Genomic DNA, 16,034 nt, shown 5'->3' with positions numbered 1-16,034 from the left:
ATCGGGCCGCCTTCCCGTCTATTGGGCGGTGTTCGCGGCGAAAGCGGTCCAGCTCGTCACGTTGGGCGCCGACCACTCCGTGGGCGCGTGCAGGAAGTGCTCGCCCACGTGCGCGCGGAGCCGGTCGGGCACCTCGGCCGTCTTGTGGCCCCGGCAGTGGTACACCAGGCCGCCCTGGCGCTGCCCCATGGCCATCCACGGCAGCCACGGCGAGACCCGGCACCACGAGAACACACACGGCACGCTCGGCAGATCGGAGTCGAGGTCCTTGGCCGAGGCGAAGAACTGGAACAGCTCCAGCGCCCGGTAGGTGTCACTGGCCGAGTTGTCGGGATAGTCGGCGACCTTGAGCGGCGACGGGTAGGCCAGCCGGATGTCGGCGTTGAAGACGACCTGGTCGCCGAGCCTGGTGGTGGGCACGGGGTAGGCGCCGAACCGCTGGTTGACCGGGTCGTTGAAGACGTGCTGGACCTCGACGGACGCTCCGGTGAACGGGTTGTCCCAGGTGGTGAGGATCTCGCGCGACTTGGGGTCGAGGTAGGCCGCCGCCTCCCTGGTCAGCATCTGCCAGCCGCCGTCGGTCTCGACCGCCCTGGCCACGTTGACGCCCTCGAAGCCGAACAGGTGGTGGGGGCCGTCGTCCTGCTGCCAGCCATAGATGTCGCCGGTCCACCACGAGATCGTCTCCGCGCCGTCGGTGGAGGCGCGTACTCGCATGAATTCCACAGCTCTCCCAGCGGGTGCCCTACTTGACGATCACCGAGAATATCGCCTCGCCCGACTGCGCCTTGCTTTGGGCGTCGACCGGAGTGGGGCTCGGCGTGGCGCTCGGACACCGCCAGCAGTTCTGCAGCCTGATCTCGGTGCTGCCCGGCTGCTTGCCGTTGAAGACGAAGTAGCTGGTGCCGCCCGAACCCGGCCCGCCACCGTCGCTCACGTACTCCTTGCTGATGAACGAGGCCACTTTGGCGTCGGGCACCGCCAGGAGGCGCCACTGGTCGCCGGTGGACGGGTTGTCGGCGACGGCCAGCGAGAACCGCTGGCCCGTACCGACCTCCACGTTGACGGTCGAGCCCTTGGCGCCTTTGAAGATCTGGCCGTAGTCGCTGACGGCCGACCCCGCGCCGCAGCTCGTGCCGATCCCCATCATGAGCAGGGCGAGCAGGGCGGTGGCAGCCGTTCGACGAATCACTGAGGCAGGCTATCGGGCTCTGGGCTCACTTGGCCCTGTTGCGTCTCATGATCCGGCGCAGGAGCAGGACCACGATGCCGGCCGCGGCGATGGCCAGCACGGGGCGCTTCCTGGCCTCCGTGGCGACCTTGTCGGCGGCGTCCTTGACCTGGTCGGGCGTGACGTCTCGTACCTTGTCGGCCACTTCGGCAGCCTTGTCCTTCGCGACGTCCACCGCCACGGCGGCCTTGTCCTTCGCGGCATCCGCCACCACGGCGGCCTTGTCCTTCGCCAGCTCGGCCACTTCAACCGCCCTGCCCTTGGCGACCTCGGCCACTTCGGCGGCCTTGCCCTTCGCCGCCTCCGGCGCGTCGTTCGCCCGTCCCTTCACGTCCGTCTTGTCGGCCAGAGCCGCCACGGTGTTGCCGAGCTCGTCGCGGGTGTCCTTGATGTTTTTCGGCACGTCGTCCTCCTCCTCGTCGTCGTTGCCCGACCCCGTCCCCGGCGACTCCGCTTCGCCTTCCCGGGCCTCCGTCGCCTCGGTCCGGTCGTCCGCCATGGGGGGTTCGGGGATGAATGTTCCGTGTTCCCGGCGGGCGGCCTCCGCCTTCAGCGCGTTCTCCGCCGCGCCCGGTCTGGTGGGGGGCACGTTGACGGACTCGTGGTCCGTCGGCATGCCGACCGTCGTCCGGCGAGCGCCCACGTCCCCCGCGTGCTGCTCGCTATATCCCTGGTCTCTGTATTCAGGGTTCGTCTCGCTCATCGCCGAGCCCTTTCCTTGACCACGTCGATATCGGCCTTGACGCTGGCGATCGCCACTTCCGGCAATGGCGGCGTGGCCTGTTTCACCTGGTTTTTACCGAGGAGACCCAGAACGGCGGCAACGATGAACAGAACTCCCGCCACGAGAGCGGCAGCCGCCCATGCGGGCATCACCAGAGCGAGAAGCAGAATGGCGGTGGCCACCAGGGCGGCGCCACCGAAGAACACGGCCATTCCCGCCGCCCCGAACAGGCCCGCGCCGAATCCCGCCCGCTTGCCCTTCCGCGTGAGCTCCAGCCGGGCCAGCCGCAATTCGTCCCTCACGAGCTGGGAGACCTGCTCGGAGAGATCATTGACCAGCTTGTGGGTGTCGTTCACGTCGCCTCCTCCGCCGAGGAGGCGACTACCCAGCGAACCGGCTTTCTATCACCGCTTGGCGGCCCGCAGCAGGAAGTCGAAGACCGACAGGGGCGGGGACTTGGGAACCTCGCACCAGTTATCGGGCTTCTTCGGCTTGCTCCACGGGGAGGGCAACTCACATGAAGGAGCCTGCGGCTTAGGCCGCTCGCACCACGATCCGGGAGGATTCATATTTTTACTCTACAACTTCACCTACGGCTTATGAGTTATCCAGCATCCCCGACAGGACCGGCCTGCGCGATGATGTGAGCCAACGGAGCGACCCGCCGATAGGGATCATTCGCCCCGGCCCGCTCCTCACACTCCAGCAGCAGGTCCAGATCATCAGGCAGGGGCGCGTCGTCGGCCGCGAGGTCCGTGAACACCCGCACGCCGTACCACCCCAGAACCCCCAGCTCCTGTACGGCCAGCCGCCGCGTCAGGTCGTCGAGCCGGTCCGCCCGGGCCACCACGCCCAGGCGGTTGGTGTACCCGCTCCCGTCGAACGCCTCCCGGGCCGCCGCCCAATCCCCCATCAGCCCGGCCCGCATGGCCAGCGCGTCGCCGTTGCGCACGAGCAGTGACAGCAGCCCGCCGGGCGCGAGCAGACCCGCCATGGCGGCCAGGAGCGGGTCGGGGTCGTCGAAGTACATGAGCACGCCGTGACAGAGGACCACGTCGAAGCTCCCCGGCTCGAACAGCTCGCTCAGCCGCTCGGCGGGCGCTTGCACGACCTCGATGGCCATCCCCGGCTCGACCTGCTCTTTCAGCAGCCCGAGCAGGTCGCCGGAGGCGTCGAGCGCGGTCACGCGATGCCCTTGGGCGGCGGCCCTGAGCGCCTGGGTGCCCTGCCCGCAGCCCACGTCCAGCACGCCGGCCGGGGCGGGCGGGAGATGGGCCGCCAGCTGACGGCTCACCAGCTCCTGCCTGACCACGTCACGCAGGCTGCCCAGCCGCTCCCGCCACCTTTTCTCGCCTGCTGAGAACCCCATCATGAGCCCCTTTCATACAGTCAACGAACGGTCACGCAGTGTAGTATTTTCGATGACGCGAGCGAAAGGATGACCGCCATGGCCACCGGCACGACGCGCAGAAAGTCACGTAGGCGTGCACCCGCGCCTGAGCCCACATGCGACACCCGACCTTCGTCTCCATGGGGTCCAGGCTGGGGACAGTCCGGACCGACCCAGACCGAGCGCAAGCGCGAACGGCTCTGGCAATCCCTCATCGAAGAGGGCTGGAGAGCCGAGATCATCAGTGGAAGGATCATAGTGAGCCCCTGGACGAAGAGGCGCCATGCGCAGCTGGTCCATCGTGTTCAGCTGCAGCTCTTCGAGTTCGCGATCGACAAGGGCTGGGAGTTCTACCAGAACTGGGCCGTTCACATCCCACCCCATCGAGGCGACAAACGGATACCTGATCTGCTGATCGCACCACCGGACAGCCCCGAGTTCGACGACAACCAGGCCTACGGCGACGGCACGCTCCTGGTCGTCGAGATCACCTCCTCCGACAACCGGGACGACGATCTGAAAGTCAAGCCCGCCGAATACGCCCGGGCGGGCGTGCCCATCATGCTGATCGTCGACGAATTCTCCGACCCTCGCACGGTCACCCTGCTGTCGGATCCGCGCGACGGCGAATATCGCAGCATGACCAAGGTGGATGAGGGCGAGCAGGTGAAGCTGCCGGAGCCGTTCGGAATCGCCCTCGACACCGTTCCGATCTTCCTCTAGGCGAGGCGCCACCCTGCCGGGTCTGGGCAGGAAACGCATTCGATGACGCGAGCGAAAGGATGACCGCCATGGCCACCGGCATCACGCCCGGGCATGGCGCCGCCCTGGGTCCGGAGCACCCGGCGGCCGCCGCACCCACGTGGGGGCCGGGATGGGGGGCCATGGGACCCACGGACGACGAGCTCCATCGCGAACAGGTATGGGAGAAACTCGTCGGTCAGGGGCTGAGGCCGGAGATCGTCGGTGGACGGATCTATGTGAGCCCCCGGGCAAAGATGCGGCATTGCGTCTTGGTCGACCGTTTGGCGGACCAGCTCTCCGACGTCAGGCAGAAGAACGGCTGGAAGTTCTGCCGGTCGTTGGCGGTTCACATTCCGCCCGAGCGTGGCGACAAGCGGCTGCCCGACCTGGTGATCGCATCGGCGGGGAGCCCAGGGTTCGACGACAACCAGGCCTACGGATACGGCACGCTGATGGCCGTCGAAGTGGTGTCGTCCGACAGCCGGGACGACGATCTGGACGTCAAGCCGGCCGAGTATGCCAGGGCGGGCGTCCCGATGATGTTGATCCTCGACGACTTCTCCACGCCTCCGTCGGTCAGGTTGCTCTACGGACTCGCCGAGGGCGAATACCGCGCCTCGATCGTCGTCAATGCCGGGCTGCCGCTGCTGCTGCCGGAGCCGTTCGAGGTCACGCTCGACACCAACCTGATCTTCCGCTAGGCGAGGTACTCTGCCGAGATGCTGGTCGTACACGGGGTCTGGGCAGGAGACGCACTCGCCTTCTGGGCAGAGGACACCGACGGCACCCCGCAACCTATTGGGGCCCCGATCGGCCACGCGGCCACCGGGGCGACCGCTGGAGTCGCACGCCCGCACCCGTTCGCGGCTACCGTCGCCGCGCTCATCGACCTGCTCGACCTCGTACCTGTCTCCGAGGGCGTCGTGCGTGACCTGCGGTTGCTGTTGCCCGGTTCCGTCAAGGAGCCGATGGCCTCGCCTGAGGCTGGGCGGCTGTCCGGGGTTGCCCGGCCGCGTCTGCATCTGTGGCAGGTGCCCGCTGTCGTCCCTGCCACCTCTGACGCGCTGCGGGTGCTCGCCGAACATTCCGGGGCCGCCACCGTCCGGCACTGGGCCGTGGTCGCCGAGTTCGCCCGCGATCTGGTGCGGCGGGGGCGCGTCATCCCCCAGCTCATCCCCCGGGGCGGGCAAGCCGTACAGGCCGTGGCCGGTGGGCGCGCGGTGTGGCGGGCGGTGCTGAGCGGGGCTGATGCCGCCTACTTCCGGGACCTCGCTCTCGCCATGCCGCCTGCCTGCCGTACGTCCGAGGTCGAGCGCCCATCGGTGGAGGTTCTCGGGGCGGCGCTCGACGCGTTCACGGACGCGCTCGTCAGGGCGGCGCTCGGCGAGCCGCTCGTCACCAGCCCCCGCACGGACCAGGAGCGGTGGCTGGCGGCGCTGACCGGTGACGACGACACCTGCCCCGACAGCCCGGAGCTGCGCCGCGAGCTGGAGGAGTGGCGGGCTTCCGTAGCCGCCGCGGACGGGGCCGCCCGGGTGTGCTTCCGGCTGCTCGAACCCATCGACGACCTCGGCCACCCAGACAGCGCCGGCCGCGTGGAGAGCGCCGACAGCGCCCGTGGCTGGCGGGTCGAGCTCGCATTGCAGGCCGCCGACGACCCCAGCCTCTACGTGACCGCCGACCGGGTGTGGAGCGGCGAGCCGGTGATCGGTCTGCCCAGGAGGCCGGAGCGCGAGCTGCTGGCCGGGCTGGGCCGTGCCGTACGCCTGTACCCCGACCTCGATCGGGCTCTTCGTGTCGCCGAGCCGACCGGGCTGGAGCTCGACACGGCGGGCGCGTTCGGGTTCCTGCGGCAGGCGGCGCCGCTGTTGCAGGCCGCCGGGTTCGGGGTGCAGTTGCCGCGCTGGGCCGGCCGCACCAGGCTGGGGCTGAAGCTGACCACCCGCACCAAGACGCAGAGCGCGGCCACCGCTCAGGGGTTCGGGCTGCGCGAGCTGGTGGATTTCCGGATCGATCTGGCGGTCGGCGGGGAGACGATCAGCGAGGAGGAGCTGGCCGAGCTGGCCCGGCTGAAGGTGCCGCTGGTGCGGGTCCGCGGGCAGTGGGTGGAGCTCGACGACCGGCAGTTGAAGGCCGCGCTGAAGGCCGTCGGGGGCGAGCGCGGTGGCGAGTTGCCCGCGGCCGAGCTGCTGCGTCACGTGGTCCAGGGTGACGACGAGCTGCCGCTGCTGGAGGTCGACGCCGACGGCGTGCTCGGCGACCTGCTGTCCGGGCAGGCCGAACGGCGGCTCCAGCCGATGGCCACGCCAACCGGCCTTGACGCGACGCTCCGGCCGTACCAGGAGCGCGGGCTCGCCTGGCTGAGCTTCCTGTCGGAGCTGGGGCTGGGCGGGGTGCTGGCCGACGACATGGGGCTGGGTAAGACGGTCACCACGCTGGCGCTGCTGGTCCACGAGCGGTCCGAGACGCCGACGCTGCTGGTGTGCCCGATGTCGCTGGTAGGCAACTGGCAGCGGGAGGCGGCCAGGTTCGCGCCGGGGCTGCGGGTTTACGTGCACCATGGCAGTGGCCGCGACGCCCAGGCGATCGGCGACGCCGACCTGGTGATCACCACGTACGGCACGGCCCAGCGGGATCTGGAGACGCTGCGTGGGGTCGAGTGGCGGCGGGTCGTCTGCGACGAGGCCCAGGCGATCAAGAACAGCGGCACCCTGCAGTCCCAAGCGGTCCGGGCGATCCCCACGGGCACGCGGCTGGCCCTGACCGGCACACCGGTCGAGAACCATCTCGCCGAGCTCTGGTCGATCATGGAGTTCGCCAATCCGGGGCTGCTCGGGTCGCGATCGCGGTTCAGGACCCGGTTCCAGGAGCCGATCGAGGCCCGCCAGGACGAGCAGGCCGTGCATGCGCTCAAACGGGCGACCGGCCCGTTCGTACTGCGGCGCCTCAAGACCGACAAGTCCATCATCTCCGACCTGCCGGAGAAGATGGAGGTCAAGGAGTGGTGCCTGCTCACGCCTGAGCAGGCCAGCCTCTACCAGGCCGTCGTGGACGACATGCTGGGCAAGATCGACGACAGTGAGGGCATCGAGCGCCGCGGCCTGGTGCTGGCGGCCATGGCCAAGCTCAAGCAGGTCTGCAACCATCCCGCCCACCTGCTCAAGGACGGCTCGCTCCTGTCGGGCAGGTCGGGCAAGCTGGCCCGGCTGGAGCAGCTCGCGGAGGAGATCGTGGCCGAGGGGGAGAAGGCGCTGGTGTTCACCCAATACTCCGAGTTCGGGACGATGCTGCAGCCCTATCTCGCCCAGCGGCTCGACCGGCCGGTCCTCTGGCTGCACGGCGGGCTGCCGAAGAAGACGCGCGACCGGCTGGTCGACCGCTTCCAGCATGATGACGAGCCGATGCTGTTCCTGCTGTCGCTCAAGGCCGCGGGCGTCGGACTCAACCTGACGGCGGCCAACCACGTGATCCACGTGGACCGCTGGTGGAACCCCGCGGTCGAGGACCAGGCCACCGACCGCGCCTTCCGCATCGGCCAGCGCAAGAACGTACAGGTGCGCAAGCTCATCTGCGCGGGCACGCTGGAGGAACGCGTGGACGAGATGATCGAACGCAAGAAGTCGCTGGCCGAGCGCGTGGTCGGCACCGGCGAGGACTGGCTGACCGACCTGTCCACCGGCGAGTTGCGCGAGGTCTTCCGCCTGACCGCCGAGGCGGTGAGCTGAATGGCATGGTTCGAGGCCGGCAAGCCGATCAGGGTCGAGGGCGGCCTGCGGGCGCGCACCCAGCGAGGCTCGATCGGCTCCACCTGGTGGTCGCGGCGCTTCATCGACATCCTGGAGCGCGTCTGCGACAAGGGCCGCCTGTCTCGGGGCCGCGCCTACGCCCGCGCGGGCCAGGTCCTGTCGATCGACCTCTCCCCCGGCGTGGTCACGGCGGCCGTCCAGGGCTCGCGGCGGAAGCCGTACGAGATCACGATCGAGATCGAGGCGTACGACGAGGAGCGCTGGACCGCCATCGAGGAGGCGATCGCGGCGCAGGCCGTCTACCGGGCCAAGCTGCTGGCCGGGGAGATGCCGACGGAGATCGAGGAGCTGTTCGCCGCGCTGGGCATCGACCTGTTCCCCCGCGACCTGGACATGGAGTGCTCGTGCCCCGACTGGGGGCTGCCGTGCAAGCATCTGTCGGCGGTGCTGTACCTGCTGGCGGAGTCGTTCGACGACGATCCGTTCCTGGTGCTGGCCTGGCGCGGGCGCAGCCGCGACCGGCTGCTCGGGTCCTTGGCCGAGCCGGAACCGGAACCGGTTCTGGTGCGGGATGTGCCGTTCGCCGACCGGCTGGCCGACTTCTACGCCCCGGGTGCCACCGCCCACCGGCCCGAACGCCGTTCCGCCGCGGTGGCGTCCGACCTCCTGCCACGCGTCTTCCCGCCGCCGCGCGACCTGACGGACCCGCTGACCACCGCGTACCGCCGCCTCGGCGAGTGACGGTCCAGACCCCGCTGGTCACCGCGTACCGTCGCCTCGGCGAGTGATGGCCGCGACGCCGCTGAGGGCGTGCGATCCGCTCTGACCGGGGCTAGCGGTCGTCGAAGTCGGCGGGGACCATGACGCGTACGCCGTTCGGCACCACGCGGAGCCGGATCGGGGTGAGCAGGCGTACCTCTCCGTCGACGTCGGCCGCCATCGGCGGATCGGTCTCCAGGAGCATCTCCCTGCCCATCACGAACGGCCCGCCCGCCAGGCTGCGCCAGCGGCCGGTCGTGGCGCGCACCAGCGTCTCGCCGAGCAGCCGCAGCTTCTTGCCCGAGCCGAGCTGGTAGGCGACCAGCATGCCGTTGTCGATGCTGACGTCCTTGGCCAGTTGCCAGCCGCCGTGGAAGCGGCCGTTGGCGATGTTGAGCTGGTGGGTGAACAGCTCGTGGCGCTTGCCGTCGACCGTGATGTAGGCGCGGAACGGCCGGTGGCCGGGCAGGATCCGCAGCGCGGTCAGCGGGTAGGCGGGACGGCCGAGGATGCGCTTGAGCCACGGCTTGACCGTGCCCGCCACCTCGACGGACACGCCGAAGCTGGCCAGGTTGGCGAAGGGCCGGTCACCGGCCATGCCGAGGTCGATGTCGGCCACCTTGCCGGTGGCGAACACCCCGATCGCCCCGGCCAGGTCGAGCGGCAGGCCGAGGCTGCGGGCGAAGTTGTTGGTGGTGCCGAGCGGCAGCACGCCGAGCGCCACGTCACGGTGGGCGACATGGCGGACGGCCGATGACAAGGTGCCGTCGCCGCCGCCGACGATCAACAGATCGGGCTGGGTTTCGAGGGCCTGGTCGAGCAGGTTGCGCAGCCGCTTGGGATTGGAGACCGACAGCTCGGCCATCGGCTCGAAGCCGAGGGCGTGGATCTGGTCGATCACCTCGAAGTAGTGCCGGCGGCCCCGGCGTGAGCGAGTGTTGACCACCACCGCCACCCGGCGGTCCTGGCGGATCGCCTCCGTGTGCGCGGCCTTGGAACGCAGTTCGCTCATGGTCACCAATGTTAGGTGCAAGAGGGCGCTACCTGTGGTCGGCCGCTGAAGGCGGCAAACCAAAGGGGCCGCCGGGTGAACCGGCGACCCCTTGTGTTCACTTCTTCGGCGGGATCACCTGGACGATGGCGCCCAGGTTGCCGGGCAGCGGCGAGACCAGCTTGAACTGGACGCCGAGCGCCTTGCCCTCGTCACCCGGGTTGCCGGAGCCGGCCACGTGGCCGCCACCCAGGTCCGTGCCGTACAGCTCGGTGGCGGGGGTGCCGTCGAGGTTCACGACGCGGGTGCTGTAGGGCTGGTCGCCCTTGGACGGCACGACCGTCGACGCGTCGAAGTCCCGGTAGAACAGGCTGCCGTTCTGCAACTCCAGGCCCGGGTACCAGGTCTTGGCGTCGGTGAAGTTCGGCACGCCCTTCAGCGCCGGGATGTCCGTGCAGTACTCGCTGAACGGCTCGTCCGCCGCCTCCAGGCACTCCTTGAGCGGATAGGTCTTGCCGAAGGAGAACGCCGCGTTGGACGTCTGGGTGCGGCCGTCGAGGTTCTTGTGCCGCGACGGGTCCTTCTGCGCGGCGGCGCCGGTGCGGCGCAGCGGATCGAAGTGCGAGTCCACGATCAGCAGGCTGCCCTTCGAGCCGATGCTCGGCGGGAGGCTGAGGTTGTTCGCGATCGAGTTGTTGGTGAACGTCGAGTCGCGGTACCACACCAGCAGGCCGGGGGCGTTGTACTTGACCTTCTCCACCTTCCACGCCCCGTCACGGGAGTAGTTGGTGTCGTAGGCGTACTGCAGGCCCTTGTCGAAGCCGTCGAAGTTGCGCCACTCGGCCAGGTAGAACCGGGACACCTCGCGCGAGCCGTTGTTGATCGTCCAGCCCTGGCCGCTCGTGTTGGTGAACGTGCCGCCGGTGGCCTTCCAACCGTTGTCGCCGCCCTCGACGTCGTCGCTCCACACGGCGGCGCCGCCGTTGGTGAGCTGGAAGTCGTCGGAGTGCCAGCCGCGCGGGGTGAAGGCCGCGTCGGTGTTGTACGTGAGCCGCAGCTTGATCGCCTTACCGGCGAACGCGGTCAGGTTGACGTAGTCGTGCCGCCAGCCGTCGGTGTTGCCGGTGAGCCCGTACTTCTTGTCGCCGAACGTCTTGAGGTTCTTGTTCGGGTCCGGGTAGCCGTCGGGGGTCGAGACCTCGTTGCCGGCCTCGTCGTAGACCTTCTGCTGGGCCCAGGTCTCGCCGCCGTCGGTCGACACCTCGACGAAGCCGAAGTCCCAGTCCTGCTCGATCTCGTAGTTGTTCCACATCCAGAACCGCAGGTCGGTCCCGGCGGGCACGGCCACGTCACGGGCCAGGTGGACGTTGGCCCATTCCTGGTCCAGCCCGGTCCACCAGGCGTTGGCGCCGCTGTGCGGGTCGACCATCTTCAGGGGCGTGGAGGCCAGGTTCACCCGGACGCCGTCCTGGGTGAGCTTGGGCGTCCGCGACGACTGACCGACCGTGACCAGCTTGGCGGCGTCGCCGGGCTCGAACACCTTCGGGTTCGCCCAGCCGAGCACCCACTTGTCCCACAGACCCATGTGGGTCGGCATGGACTGGAAGATCGGCCCGGAGTGCGAGCCGCTCGACATCAGGTCCCAGAAGTCGACGGCGGAGCTGGCCGCGCCCGAGGTGTCGTACAGGTCGGGCAGGCCGAGGTCGTGGCCGTACTCGTGGGCGAAGACGCCGACGCCGGAGTCCTCCGGCTGCACGATGTAGTTGGAGATCTTCTTGTCGCTGCCGGGGATCTTGTAGCCGCCGGCCACGGCGCTGGAGTGCGCCCAGATCGCGTACGTGCCCTCGGCGCCGCCGCCGGACGACTTGTCCTTGCCCCCGTGCACCAGGACCAGGTGGTCGATGACACCGTCGGGCTCGCTGAAGTTGCCGTCGCCGTCGACGTCGGAGACGTCTTCGACGTCGTAGTCGGCCCACGGGAAGTTCGGCTGGCTCTTGGCGAGCGCGTCCACCGTGTCGATGGCGAGCTGGCCCGCGCCGAGCGGGTTGTCCGGGTGGCCGGTCATGTCCTGGGGCGCGCCGCCGCAGGCCGCCGCGCCGTACCAGGCCTCGGAGTGGGGCGCCTTGATCCAGCCGACCGCGGAGCCGGTGACCGAGTAGGCGCCCTTGGACATCTCCTCGTACATCTTCTTCATCGTGAAGCCGGAGATGTCGATGCCGGCGCGGCCGTCGCGCGGGTCCTTCAGGTCGGGACGCACGCGCTCGGTGATGCCCTTGTCGGTGTAGAGCATCGTGTTGAAGTGCGAGGTGCTGAAGTCCTTGACCCAGAAGCTGTTGTTGTCCTTGTGCGGCAACGTCGCGGGGTTGGGGATGTTGTTGTGCAGCGGGCCGTTCTTGACCGTGCCCGCCGGCTCGACCACGCAGTCGTCGGGGGCGCCGTTGACCGTGCGCAGGCGGCTGTAGCCGGAGAAGTCGTCGTTGGCCTGCTCGTTGAACTCGACCAGGACGGTCAGCAGCTTGGCGACGCGGGTCTGCTTGGACTTCTTGAAGATGAAGTCGGCGGGGTTGCGGCCGGTCTTGATCGCCTCGTTCTCGCGGGCGGCGAGCACACGGGCGGCGGCCGGGTTACCGCTGACGAACTTCCGGTCGGTCTTCTGCGCCGGGCTGAGCGAGCGGGCCTTCTGGTTGGGCAGGAGGGGCTCGTCGGGCGTCTCCTCGACGCTGGGCGGCGCGTAGTTGATGTAGAAGTCGGAGGCCCCCGGCTCGTACCTGGCGGCGGAGGCGGGGGCGGCAGGACCGGTCAGAGCGGCGCTGAGAAGGGCGACCGCGGGGAATGCTGCTAACAGGCGCTTTCTGCTGGGCACTGATAACCCTCTCTGCCCGGGATCGCCGGGCGCATTGCCACAGGGTGCAATGCCGGAATTTAGAGGGTGAGTAAAGCCAACGTAAAGGGCCCTGTTGAAATGTGATGAAACTAGAACAGAAGCAATGCGCCGGTAACGCCGCCCACGATCGCCCCGCCATAGCAGAGCACCGCGATGAGCAAGTCGTACCTGGCGATGCCGAACAACTCCTCACTGGTGAAGCGGATCCGGTGCGCCGCGTGGAACAGGCAGAGCACGATGACCACCAGCAGCGCCAGCCGTACCAGGACGTTGTCCAGGAGCGCGCGCAGGTGCCCGACGGTCGGCCAGTCGATCACACCGAGCGGCATGAGCACGCCGAACAGCAGGACCAGCACGGGCAGCACCAGCGCGGCGGCCACTCCCCCGCCGCTGAAGAGCAGCCACAGGTACGGCTCTATCGTCCGCTTCACGGTGACCTCATGATGAAGTAGGCGATCAGGACGGACAGCGCCAGCCACGCCGAATGGTTGCCGCCCTGGATCATCCAGGCGGGCACCCGCCAGCCGTCGAGCCGCACCACCGTGGCCTTCGGGGCGAGGTTCAGGAACGTGATGGCGTGGAAGGCGGTCGCGACCAGGGCGACCACGTTGACGGCGATCATCCAGGGCTGGGCGGCCAGGGCGGTGAAGTCCTGGAAGGTGCCGCCCAGCAGGGCGCCGACCAGCAGGAGCAGGAAGACGATCGTCCACGCGACCAGCACGCTGGTCAGCTCGCGCAGCACGAAGAGGGTGTAGTTGCGGGTCCGGGCGAACCAGAACGCGTCCCGCGGCGGGCGATATGTACTGGTCATCGCTTGCTCCAGGGCAGCACCGAGCGCAGCGCCGCGGTGAGCTTGTAGCGCTGGATCGCCTCGGCCGGGTCCACGTGCTTGGGGCAGGCCCGCGTGCACTCCCCCACGAACGTGCAGCCCCAGACCGCGTCCTCCAGGTTGAGCACGTCGAACCGGTCGCCCATGTCGCGAGAGTCGAGGTTGTAGCGCTGCGCCAGCGCGATGGCGGCCGGGCCGAGGAAGTCGGGGTTGAGCACGTAGACCGGGCACGCCGAGTAGCAGAGCATGCAGTTGATGCACATGCTGTACTGCTTGTAGGCCTCGAGCTGCTCGGGCGTCTGCGCGTACTCCGTGGTCAGCGGCAGCTCCTCGCCCTCCCTGATGAGCCACGGCCGCACCGACGTCAGTTTGGCCAGGAAGTCGTCGATGTCCACGACCAGGTCCCTGATCACCGGGAAGCCCTTGAGCGGCTCGATCCTGATCGGGCCCTCGCCGTACTCGGTGAGGAAGGTCCCGCAGGTCAGCCGGGGCTCGCCGTTGACGGTCATGCCGCACGAGCCGCAGACGCCCATCCGGCACGACCAGCGGAACGACAGGCTGCCGTCGAGCTGGTCCTTGACGTAGTTCAGGCCGTCGAGCACGGCCCAGTCGGTCGTCAGCGGCACGTCGTAGTCCTGGAACACCGGCTCGCTGTCCTGTCCCGGCCGGTAGCGGGCGATCTCCAGCCGGATCGTGCGGGTGACCGCCGCCTGCCGTACGGACTCTTCGGTGTCAGTCACGTCCATAGACCCTTTCCCCCGGAGGCCAGCGGGTGATCGTCACGGGCAGCAGGCCGACCGACGGCGTGCCGTCGGGCGCGCGGTGCACCAGCGAGTGCGCGAGATAGGCCGAGTCGTCCCTGACGGAGAAGTCGGTGCGCTGGTGCGCGCCGCGCGACTCCTTCCGGTTGAGCGCGCAGGCGACGATGGTCTGCGCGACGTCGAGCATGGTGTGCAGTTCCTGCAGGTTGATCAGCTCGGTGTTGAACGTCGTGCTGGGGTCGTCGACGCGTGCTTCTTCCGCGCGTTCGCGCAGGTCGGCGAGAGTGTCGACGGCCGCGGCGAGCACGCCGCCCGTCCGGTAGATCCCGGCCGCGCCCTCCAGCGTGTGCTGCATCTCCTCGCGCAGGTCGGCGATCCGCTGGCCCTTGCCCGATCCGTCCCGCACGCGTTCCAGCCGCCGCCGCTCGTCGTCACCCTGTGTCCGTACGGCCTGGTGCTCGCTCCGCTCCTGATGCTCTTTGGCGAAGCTCGCGGCGGCCAGGCCCGCCCGTCGGCCGAAGACGAGGATCTCCGGGAGCGAGTTCGAGCCCAGCCGGTTGGCCCCGTTGATGCTGACGCACGCGGTCTCACCGGCGGCGAACAGCCCGGTGATCGGAGTGGCGCCGTCGATGTCGGTGTGGACGCCGCCCATCATGTAGTGCACGACCGGGCGGACCGGGATGAGGTCGGTGGCCGGGTCGATGTTCTGGTAGCTCTTGCACAGCTCGCGGACGAACGGGATGCGGGCGTCGATCCTGCCCTCGCCCAGGTGCCGCAGGTCCAGGTAGACGACCGGGCCGTAGGGGGTGTCGACGGTGCGGCCCAGTTCCTGCTCGTGCACGAACGCCTGGGAGAGGCGGTCGCGCGGGCCGAGCTCCATGCTGCGTAGCTTGGGCGTCGGGGTGGGCTTGCCCAGGTCGTAGTCCTGGAGGTAGCGGTAGCCGTCCTTGTTGATCAGCCAGCCGCCCTCCGCCCTGGCCGCCTCGGTGATGAGGATGCCGGTGAACGGCAGGCCGGTCGGGTGGTACTGGACGAACTCCATGTCCTTCAGCGGCGCGCCCGCCCGGTAGGCCAGGGCCATGCCGTCGCCGGTCTTGATCGCGGCGTTCGTGGTGAAGGGGAAGACCCGGCCGCAGCCGCCGGTGGCCAGGATGACGGTCCTGGCGGCGATGGTCTCGATGCGGCCGGTCCTGAGCTCGACGGCCACGACGCCGTGGACGCGGCCGTCGTCGACGATGAGCTTGGTGACGTACCACTCGTCGTACCGCACGATGTCCTGATATTTCAGGGTTGTTTGGAACAGGGTGTGGAGAAGGTGGAAACCGGTCTTGTCGGCCGCGTACCAGGTGCGCATCCGCTTCATACCGCCGAACGGACGGACGGCCACCCGGCCGTCGTCCTCGCGGCTCCACGGGCAGCCCCAGTGCTCCAACTGGATCAGCTCGCGGGGCGCCTCCTGGACGAACGCCTCGACCGCGTCCTGGTCGCAGAGCCAGTCGCCGCCGGAGATCGTGTCGTAGCAGTGCTCGTCGAGCGTGTCGCCGACGCCGATCACCGCGGCGGCGCCGCCCTCGGCGGAGACCGTGTGGCTGCGCATCGGGTAGACCTTCGACACGACCGCCACCGTGAGCTCGGGGTCCGTCTCGGCGACCGCGATGGCCGCGCGCAGACCCGCTCCGCCTCCTCCGACGATGAGCACGTCGATCATGTGCGATCAGCTCCCGTGGTCGGGTTGTATCGGGTCCTTCACCCGCTTGCCGTCATGGCGGATGGCGGAGAGATGGATGCTGCCGTCGTGGTACTCGTGGCGGATCCTGCGGCAACCGCAGTCGAAGAGCTGGTCGCGGATCACCAGGCCGTAGCCGTCGTCGTCGACGAAGCGCTCGCCGGCGGACTTCTTGCCGCACGGGGCCGTCTCGGGGGTGAAGGGGGTCTTCGTGCCTGTCATCGCCGATCTCCTTAGATAGGCGAAACG

The 16,034-nt window shown here is 69.0% G+C and carries 17 protein-coding genes; 4 read left to right on the top strand and 13 right to left on the bottom strand.

Annotated features, from left to right (window positions below; translation table 11 throughout):
* Window positions 1-18: 18 nt before the first annotated feature.
* The 6 genes from AB0F17_RS39910 to AB0F17_RS39885 are packed head-to-tail and all read right to left on the bottom strand — an operon-like array spanning window position 19 to window position 3,324.
* On the bottom strand, window positions 19-717 hold the full coding sequence (locus AB0F17_RS39910; protein WP_358034361.1) for a DUF1838 family protein: 699 nt from the start codon (window positions 715-717) through the stop codon (window positions 19-21).
* 28 nt (window positions 718-745) lie between these two features.
* Entirely contained in the window at window positions 746-1,192 is a 447-nt protein-coding gene (locus tag AB0F17_RS39905; RefSeq protein ID WP_358034001.1) for a protease inhibitor I42 family protein, read from the bottom strand.
* Between the two features lie 25 nt (window positions 1,193-1,217).
* A complete protein-coding gene (locus tag AB0F17_RS39900; protein ID WP_358033998.1) occupies window positions 1,218-1,934 on the bottom strand; it encodes a DUF3618 domain-containing protein in 717 nt (238 codons plus the stop codon).
* The gene (locus AB0F17_RS39895; protein ID WP_358033995.1) at window positions 1,931-2,311 is read right to left on the bottom strand and encodes a phage holin family protein; all 381 of its coding nucleotides are present in this window, start codon (window positions 2,309-2,311) and stop codon (window positions 1,931-1,933) included. Before AB0F17_RS39895 ends, AB0F17_RS39900 begins: the two co-directional genes overlap by 4 nt.
* Before the next feature lie 48 nt (window positions 2,312-2,359).
* The gene (locus AB0F17_RS39890) at window positions 2,360-2,524 is read right to left on the bottom strand and encodes a hypothetical protein (RefSeq protein WP_358033992.1); all 165 of its coding nucleotides are present in this window, start codon (window positions 2,522-2,524) and stop codon (window positions 2,360-2,362) included.
* Window positions 2,525-2,559: 35 nt separating this feature from the next.
* Window positions 2,560-3,324: a class I SAM-dependent methyltransferase gene (locus tag AB0F17_RS39885; protein ID WP_358033989.1), complete on the bottom strand. Its 765-nt coding sequence runs from the start codon at window positions 3,322-3,324 to the stop codon at window positions 2,560-2,562.
* A gap of 78 nt (window positions 3,325-3,402) precedes the next feature.
* Here AB0F17_RS39885 and AB0F17_RS39880 point away from each other — a divergent pair, with 78 nt between their 5' ends.
* From AB0F17_RS39880 to AB0F17_RS39865, 4 genes are all read left to right on the top strand, one after another.
* Entirely contained in the window at window positions 3,403-4,068 is a 666-nt protein-coding gene (locus AB0F17_RS39880) for a Uma2 family endonuclease (RefSeq protein ID WP_358033986.1), read from the top strand.
* A gap of 68 nt (window positions 4,069-4,136) precedes the next feature.
* Entirely contained in the window at window positions 4,137-4,790 is a 654-nt protein-coding gene (locus AB0F17_RS39875) for a Uma2 family endonuclease (RefSeq protein ID WP_358033983.1), read from the top strand.
* An 18-nt stretch (window positions 4,791-4,808) separates the two neighbouring features.
* On the top strand, window positions 4,809-7,814 hold the full coding sequence (locus tag AB0F17_RS39870; protein ID WP_358033980.1) for a DEAD/DEAH box helicase: 3,006 nt from the start codon (window positions 4,809-4,811) through the stop codon (window positions 7,812-7,814).
* Window positions 7,815-8,576 carry an SWIM zinc finger family protein gene (locus AB0F17_RS39865; RefSeq protein WP_358033977.1) on the top strand — a complete coding sequence of 254 codons (762 nt, stop codon included), beginning with the start codon at window positions 7,815-7,817 and terminating at the stop codon, window positions 8,574-8,576.
* Window positions 8,577-8,667: 91 nt separating this feature from the next.
* Here the strand turns inward: AB0F17_RS39865 and AB0F17_RS39860 are convergent, their stop codons facing one another.
* The 7 genes from AB0F17_RS39860 to AB0F17_RS39830 all read right to left on the bottom strand — a co-directional run bounded on the left by AB0F17_RS39860 (window position 8,668) and on the right by AB0F17_RS39830 (window position 16,007).
* Entirely contained in the window at window positions 8,668-9,606 is a 939-nt protein-coding gene (locus AB0F17_RS39860) for a diacylglycerol kinase family protein (RefSeq protein WP_358033973.1), read from the bottom strand.
* A gap of 97 nt (window positions 9,607-9,703) precedes the next feature.
* Window positions 9,704-12,448: an immune inhibitor A domain-containing protein gene (locus AB0F17_RS39855; RefSeq protein ID WP_358033970.1), complete on the bottom strand. Its 2,745-nt coding sequence runs from the start codon at window positions 12,446-12,448 to the stop codon at window positions 9,704-9,706.
* 110 nt (window positions 12,449-12,558) lie between these two features.
* Window positions 12,559-12,900, bottom strand: coding sequence for a fumarate reductase subunit FrdD (frdD, locus tag AB0F17_RS39850; protein ID WP_358033967.1), 342 nt, complete (start codon window positions 12,898-12,900; stop codon window positions 12,559-12,561).
* Window positions 12,897-13,280 carry a hypothetical protein gene (locus tag AB0F17_RS39845; RefSeq protein WP_358033964.1) on the bottom strand — a complete coding sequence of 128 codons (384 nt, stop codon included), beginning with the start codon at window positions 13,278-13,280 and terminating at the stop codon, window positions 12,897-12,899. Before AB0F17_RS39845 ends, frdD begins: the two co-directional genes overlap by 4 nt.
* Window positions 13,277-14,038, bottom strand: coding sequence for a succinate dehydrogenase iron-sulfur subunit (sdhB, locus tag AB0F17_RS39840; protein WP_358033962.1), 762 nt, complete (start codon window positions 14,036-14,038; stop codon window positions 13,277-13,279). Before sdhB ends, AB0F17_RS39845 begins: the two co-directional genes overlap by 4 nt.
* Entirely contained in the window at window positions 14,031-15,767 is a 1,737-nt protein-coding gene (gene frdA / locus AB0F17_RS39835; RefSeq protein ID WP_358033960.1) for a fumarate reductase (quinol) flavoprotein subunit, read from the bottom strand. Before frdA ends, sdhB begins: the two co-directional genes overlap by 8 nt.
* A gap of 6 nt (window positions 15,768-15,773) precedes the next feature.
* The gene (locus AB0F17_RS39830) at window positions 15,774-16,007 is read right to left on the bottom strand and encodes a hypothetical protein (RefSeq protein WP_358033958.1); all 234 of its coding nucleotides are present in this window, start codon (window positions 16,005-16,007) and stop codon (window positions 15,774-15,776) included.
* Window positions 16,008-16,034 lie beyond the last annotated feature (27 nt).

Source organism: Nonomuraea sp. NPDC026600 (assembly GCF_040638335.1).
In the GTDB taxonomy this organism is placed as follows: domain Bacteria; phylum Actinomycetota; class Actinomycetes; order Streptosporangiales; family Streptosporangiaceae; genus Nonomuraea.
The sequence above is the reverse complement of the archived record's forward strand: the minus strand, read 5'-3'. Positions and strand labels throughout refer to the sequence as shown.

Bases quoted from the DNA above. Each gene is read 5' to 3' on its own strand.
- AB0F17_RS39890 (WP_358033992.1), bottom strand. From the start codon at position 2,524: ATGAATCCTCCCGGATCGTGGTGCGAGCGGCCTAAGCCGCAGGCTCCT.
- AB0F17_RS39845 (WP_358033964.1), bottom strand. From the start codon at position 13,280: ATGACCAGTACATATCGCCCGCCGCGGGACGCGTTCTGGTTCGCCCGG.
- AB0F17_RS39860 (WP_358033973.1), bottom strand. From the start codon at position 9,606: ATGAGCGAACTGCGTTCCAAGGCCGCGCACACGGAGGCGATCCGCCAG.
- AB0F17_RS39870 (WP_358033980.1), top strand. From the start codon at position 4,809: ATGCTGGTCGTACACGGGGTCTGGGCAGGAGACGCACTCGCCTTCTGG.
- frdA (WP_358033960.1), bottom strand. From the start codon at position 15,767: ATGATCGACGTGCTCATCGTCGGAGGAGGCGGAGCGGGTCTGCGCGCG.
- AB0F17_RS39880 (WP_358033986.1), top strand. From the start codon at position 3,403: ATGGCCACCGGCACGACGCGCAGAAAGTCACGTAGGCGTGCACCCGCG.
- AB0F17_RS39865 (WP_358033977.1), top strand. From the start codon at position 7,815: ATGGCATGGTTCGAGGCCGGCAAGCCGATCAGGGTCGAGGGCGGCCTG.
- AB0F17_RS39900 (WP_358033998.1), bottom strand. From the start codon at position 1,934: ATGAGCGAGACGAACCCTGAATACAGAGACCAGGGATATAGCGAGCAG.
- AB0F17_RS39885 (WP_358033989.1), bottom strand. From the start codon at position 3,324: ATGGGGTTCTCAGCAGGCGAGAAAAGGTGGCGGGAGCGGCTGGGCAGC.
- AB0F17_RS39910 (WP_358034361.1), bottom strand. From the start codon at position 717: ATGCGAGTACGCGCCTCCACCGACGGCGCGGAGACGATCTCGTGGTGG.
- AB0F17_RS39830 (WP_358033958.1), bottom strand. From the start codon at position 16,007: ATGACAGGCACGAAGACCCCCTTCACCCCCGAGACGGCCCCGTGCGGC.
- AB0F17_RS39875 (WP_358033983.1), top strand. From the start codon at position 4,137: ATGGCCACCGGCATCACGCCCGGGCATGGCGCCGCCCTGGGTCCGGAG.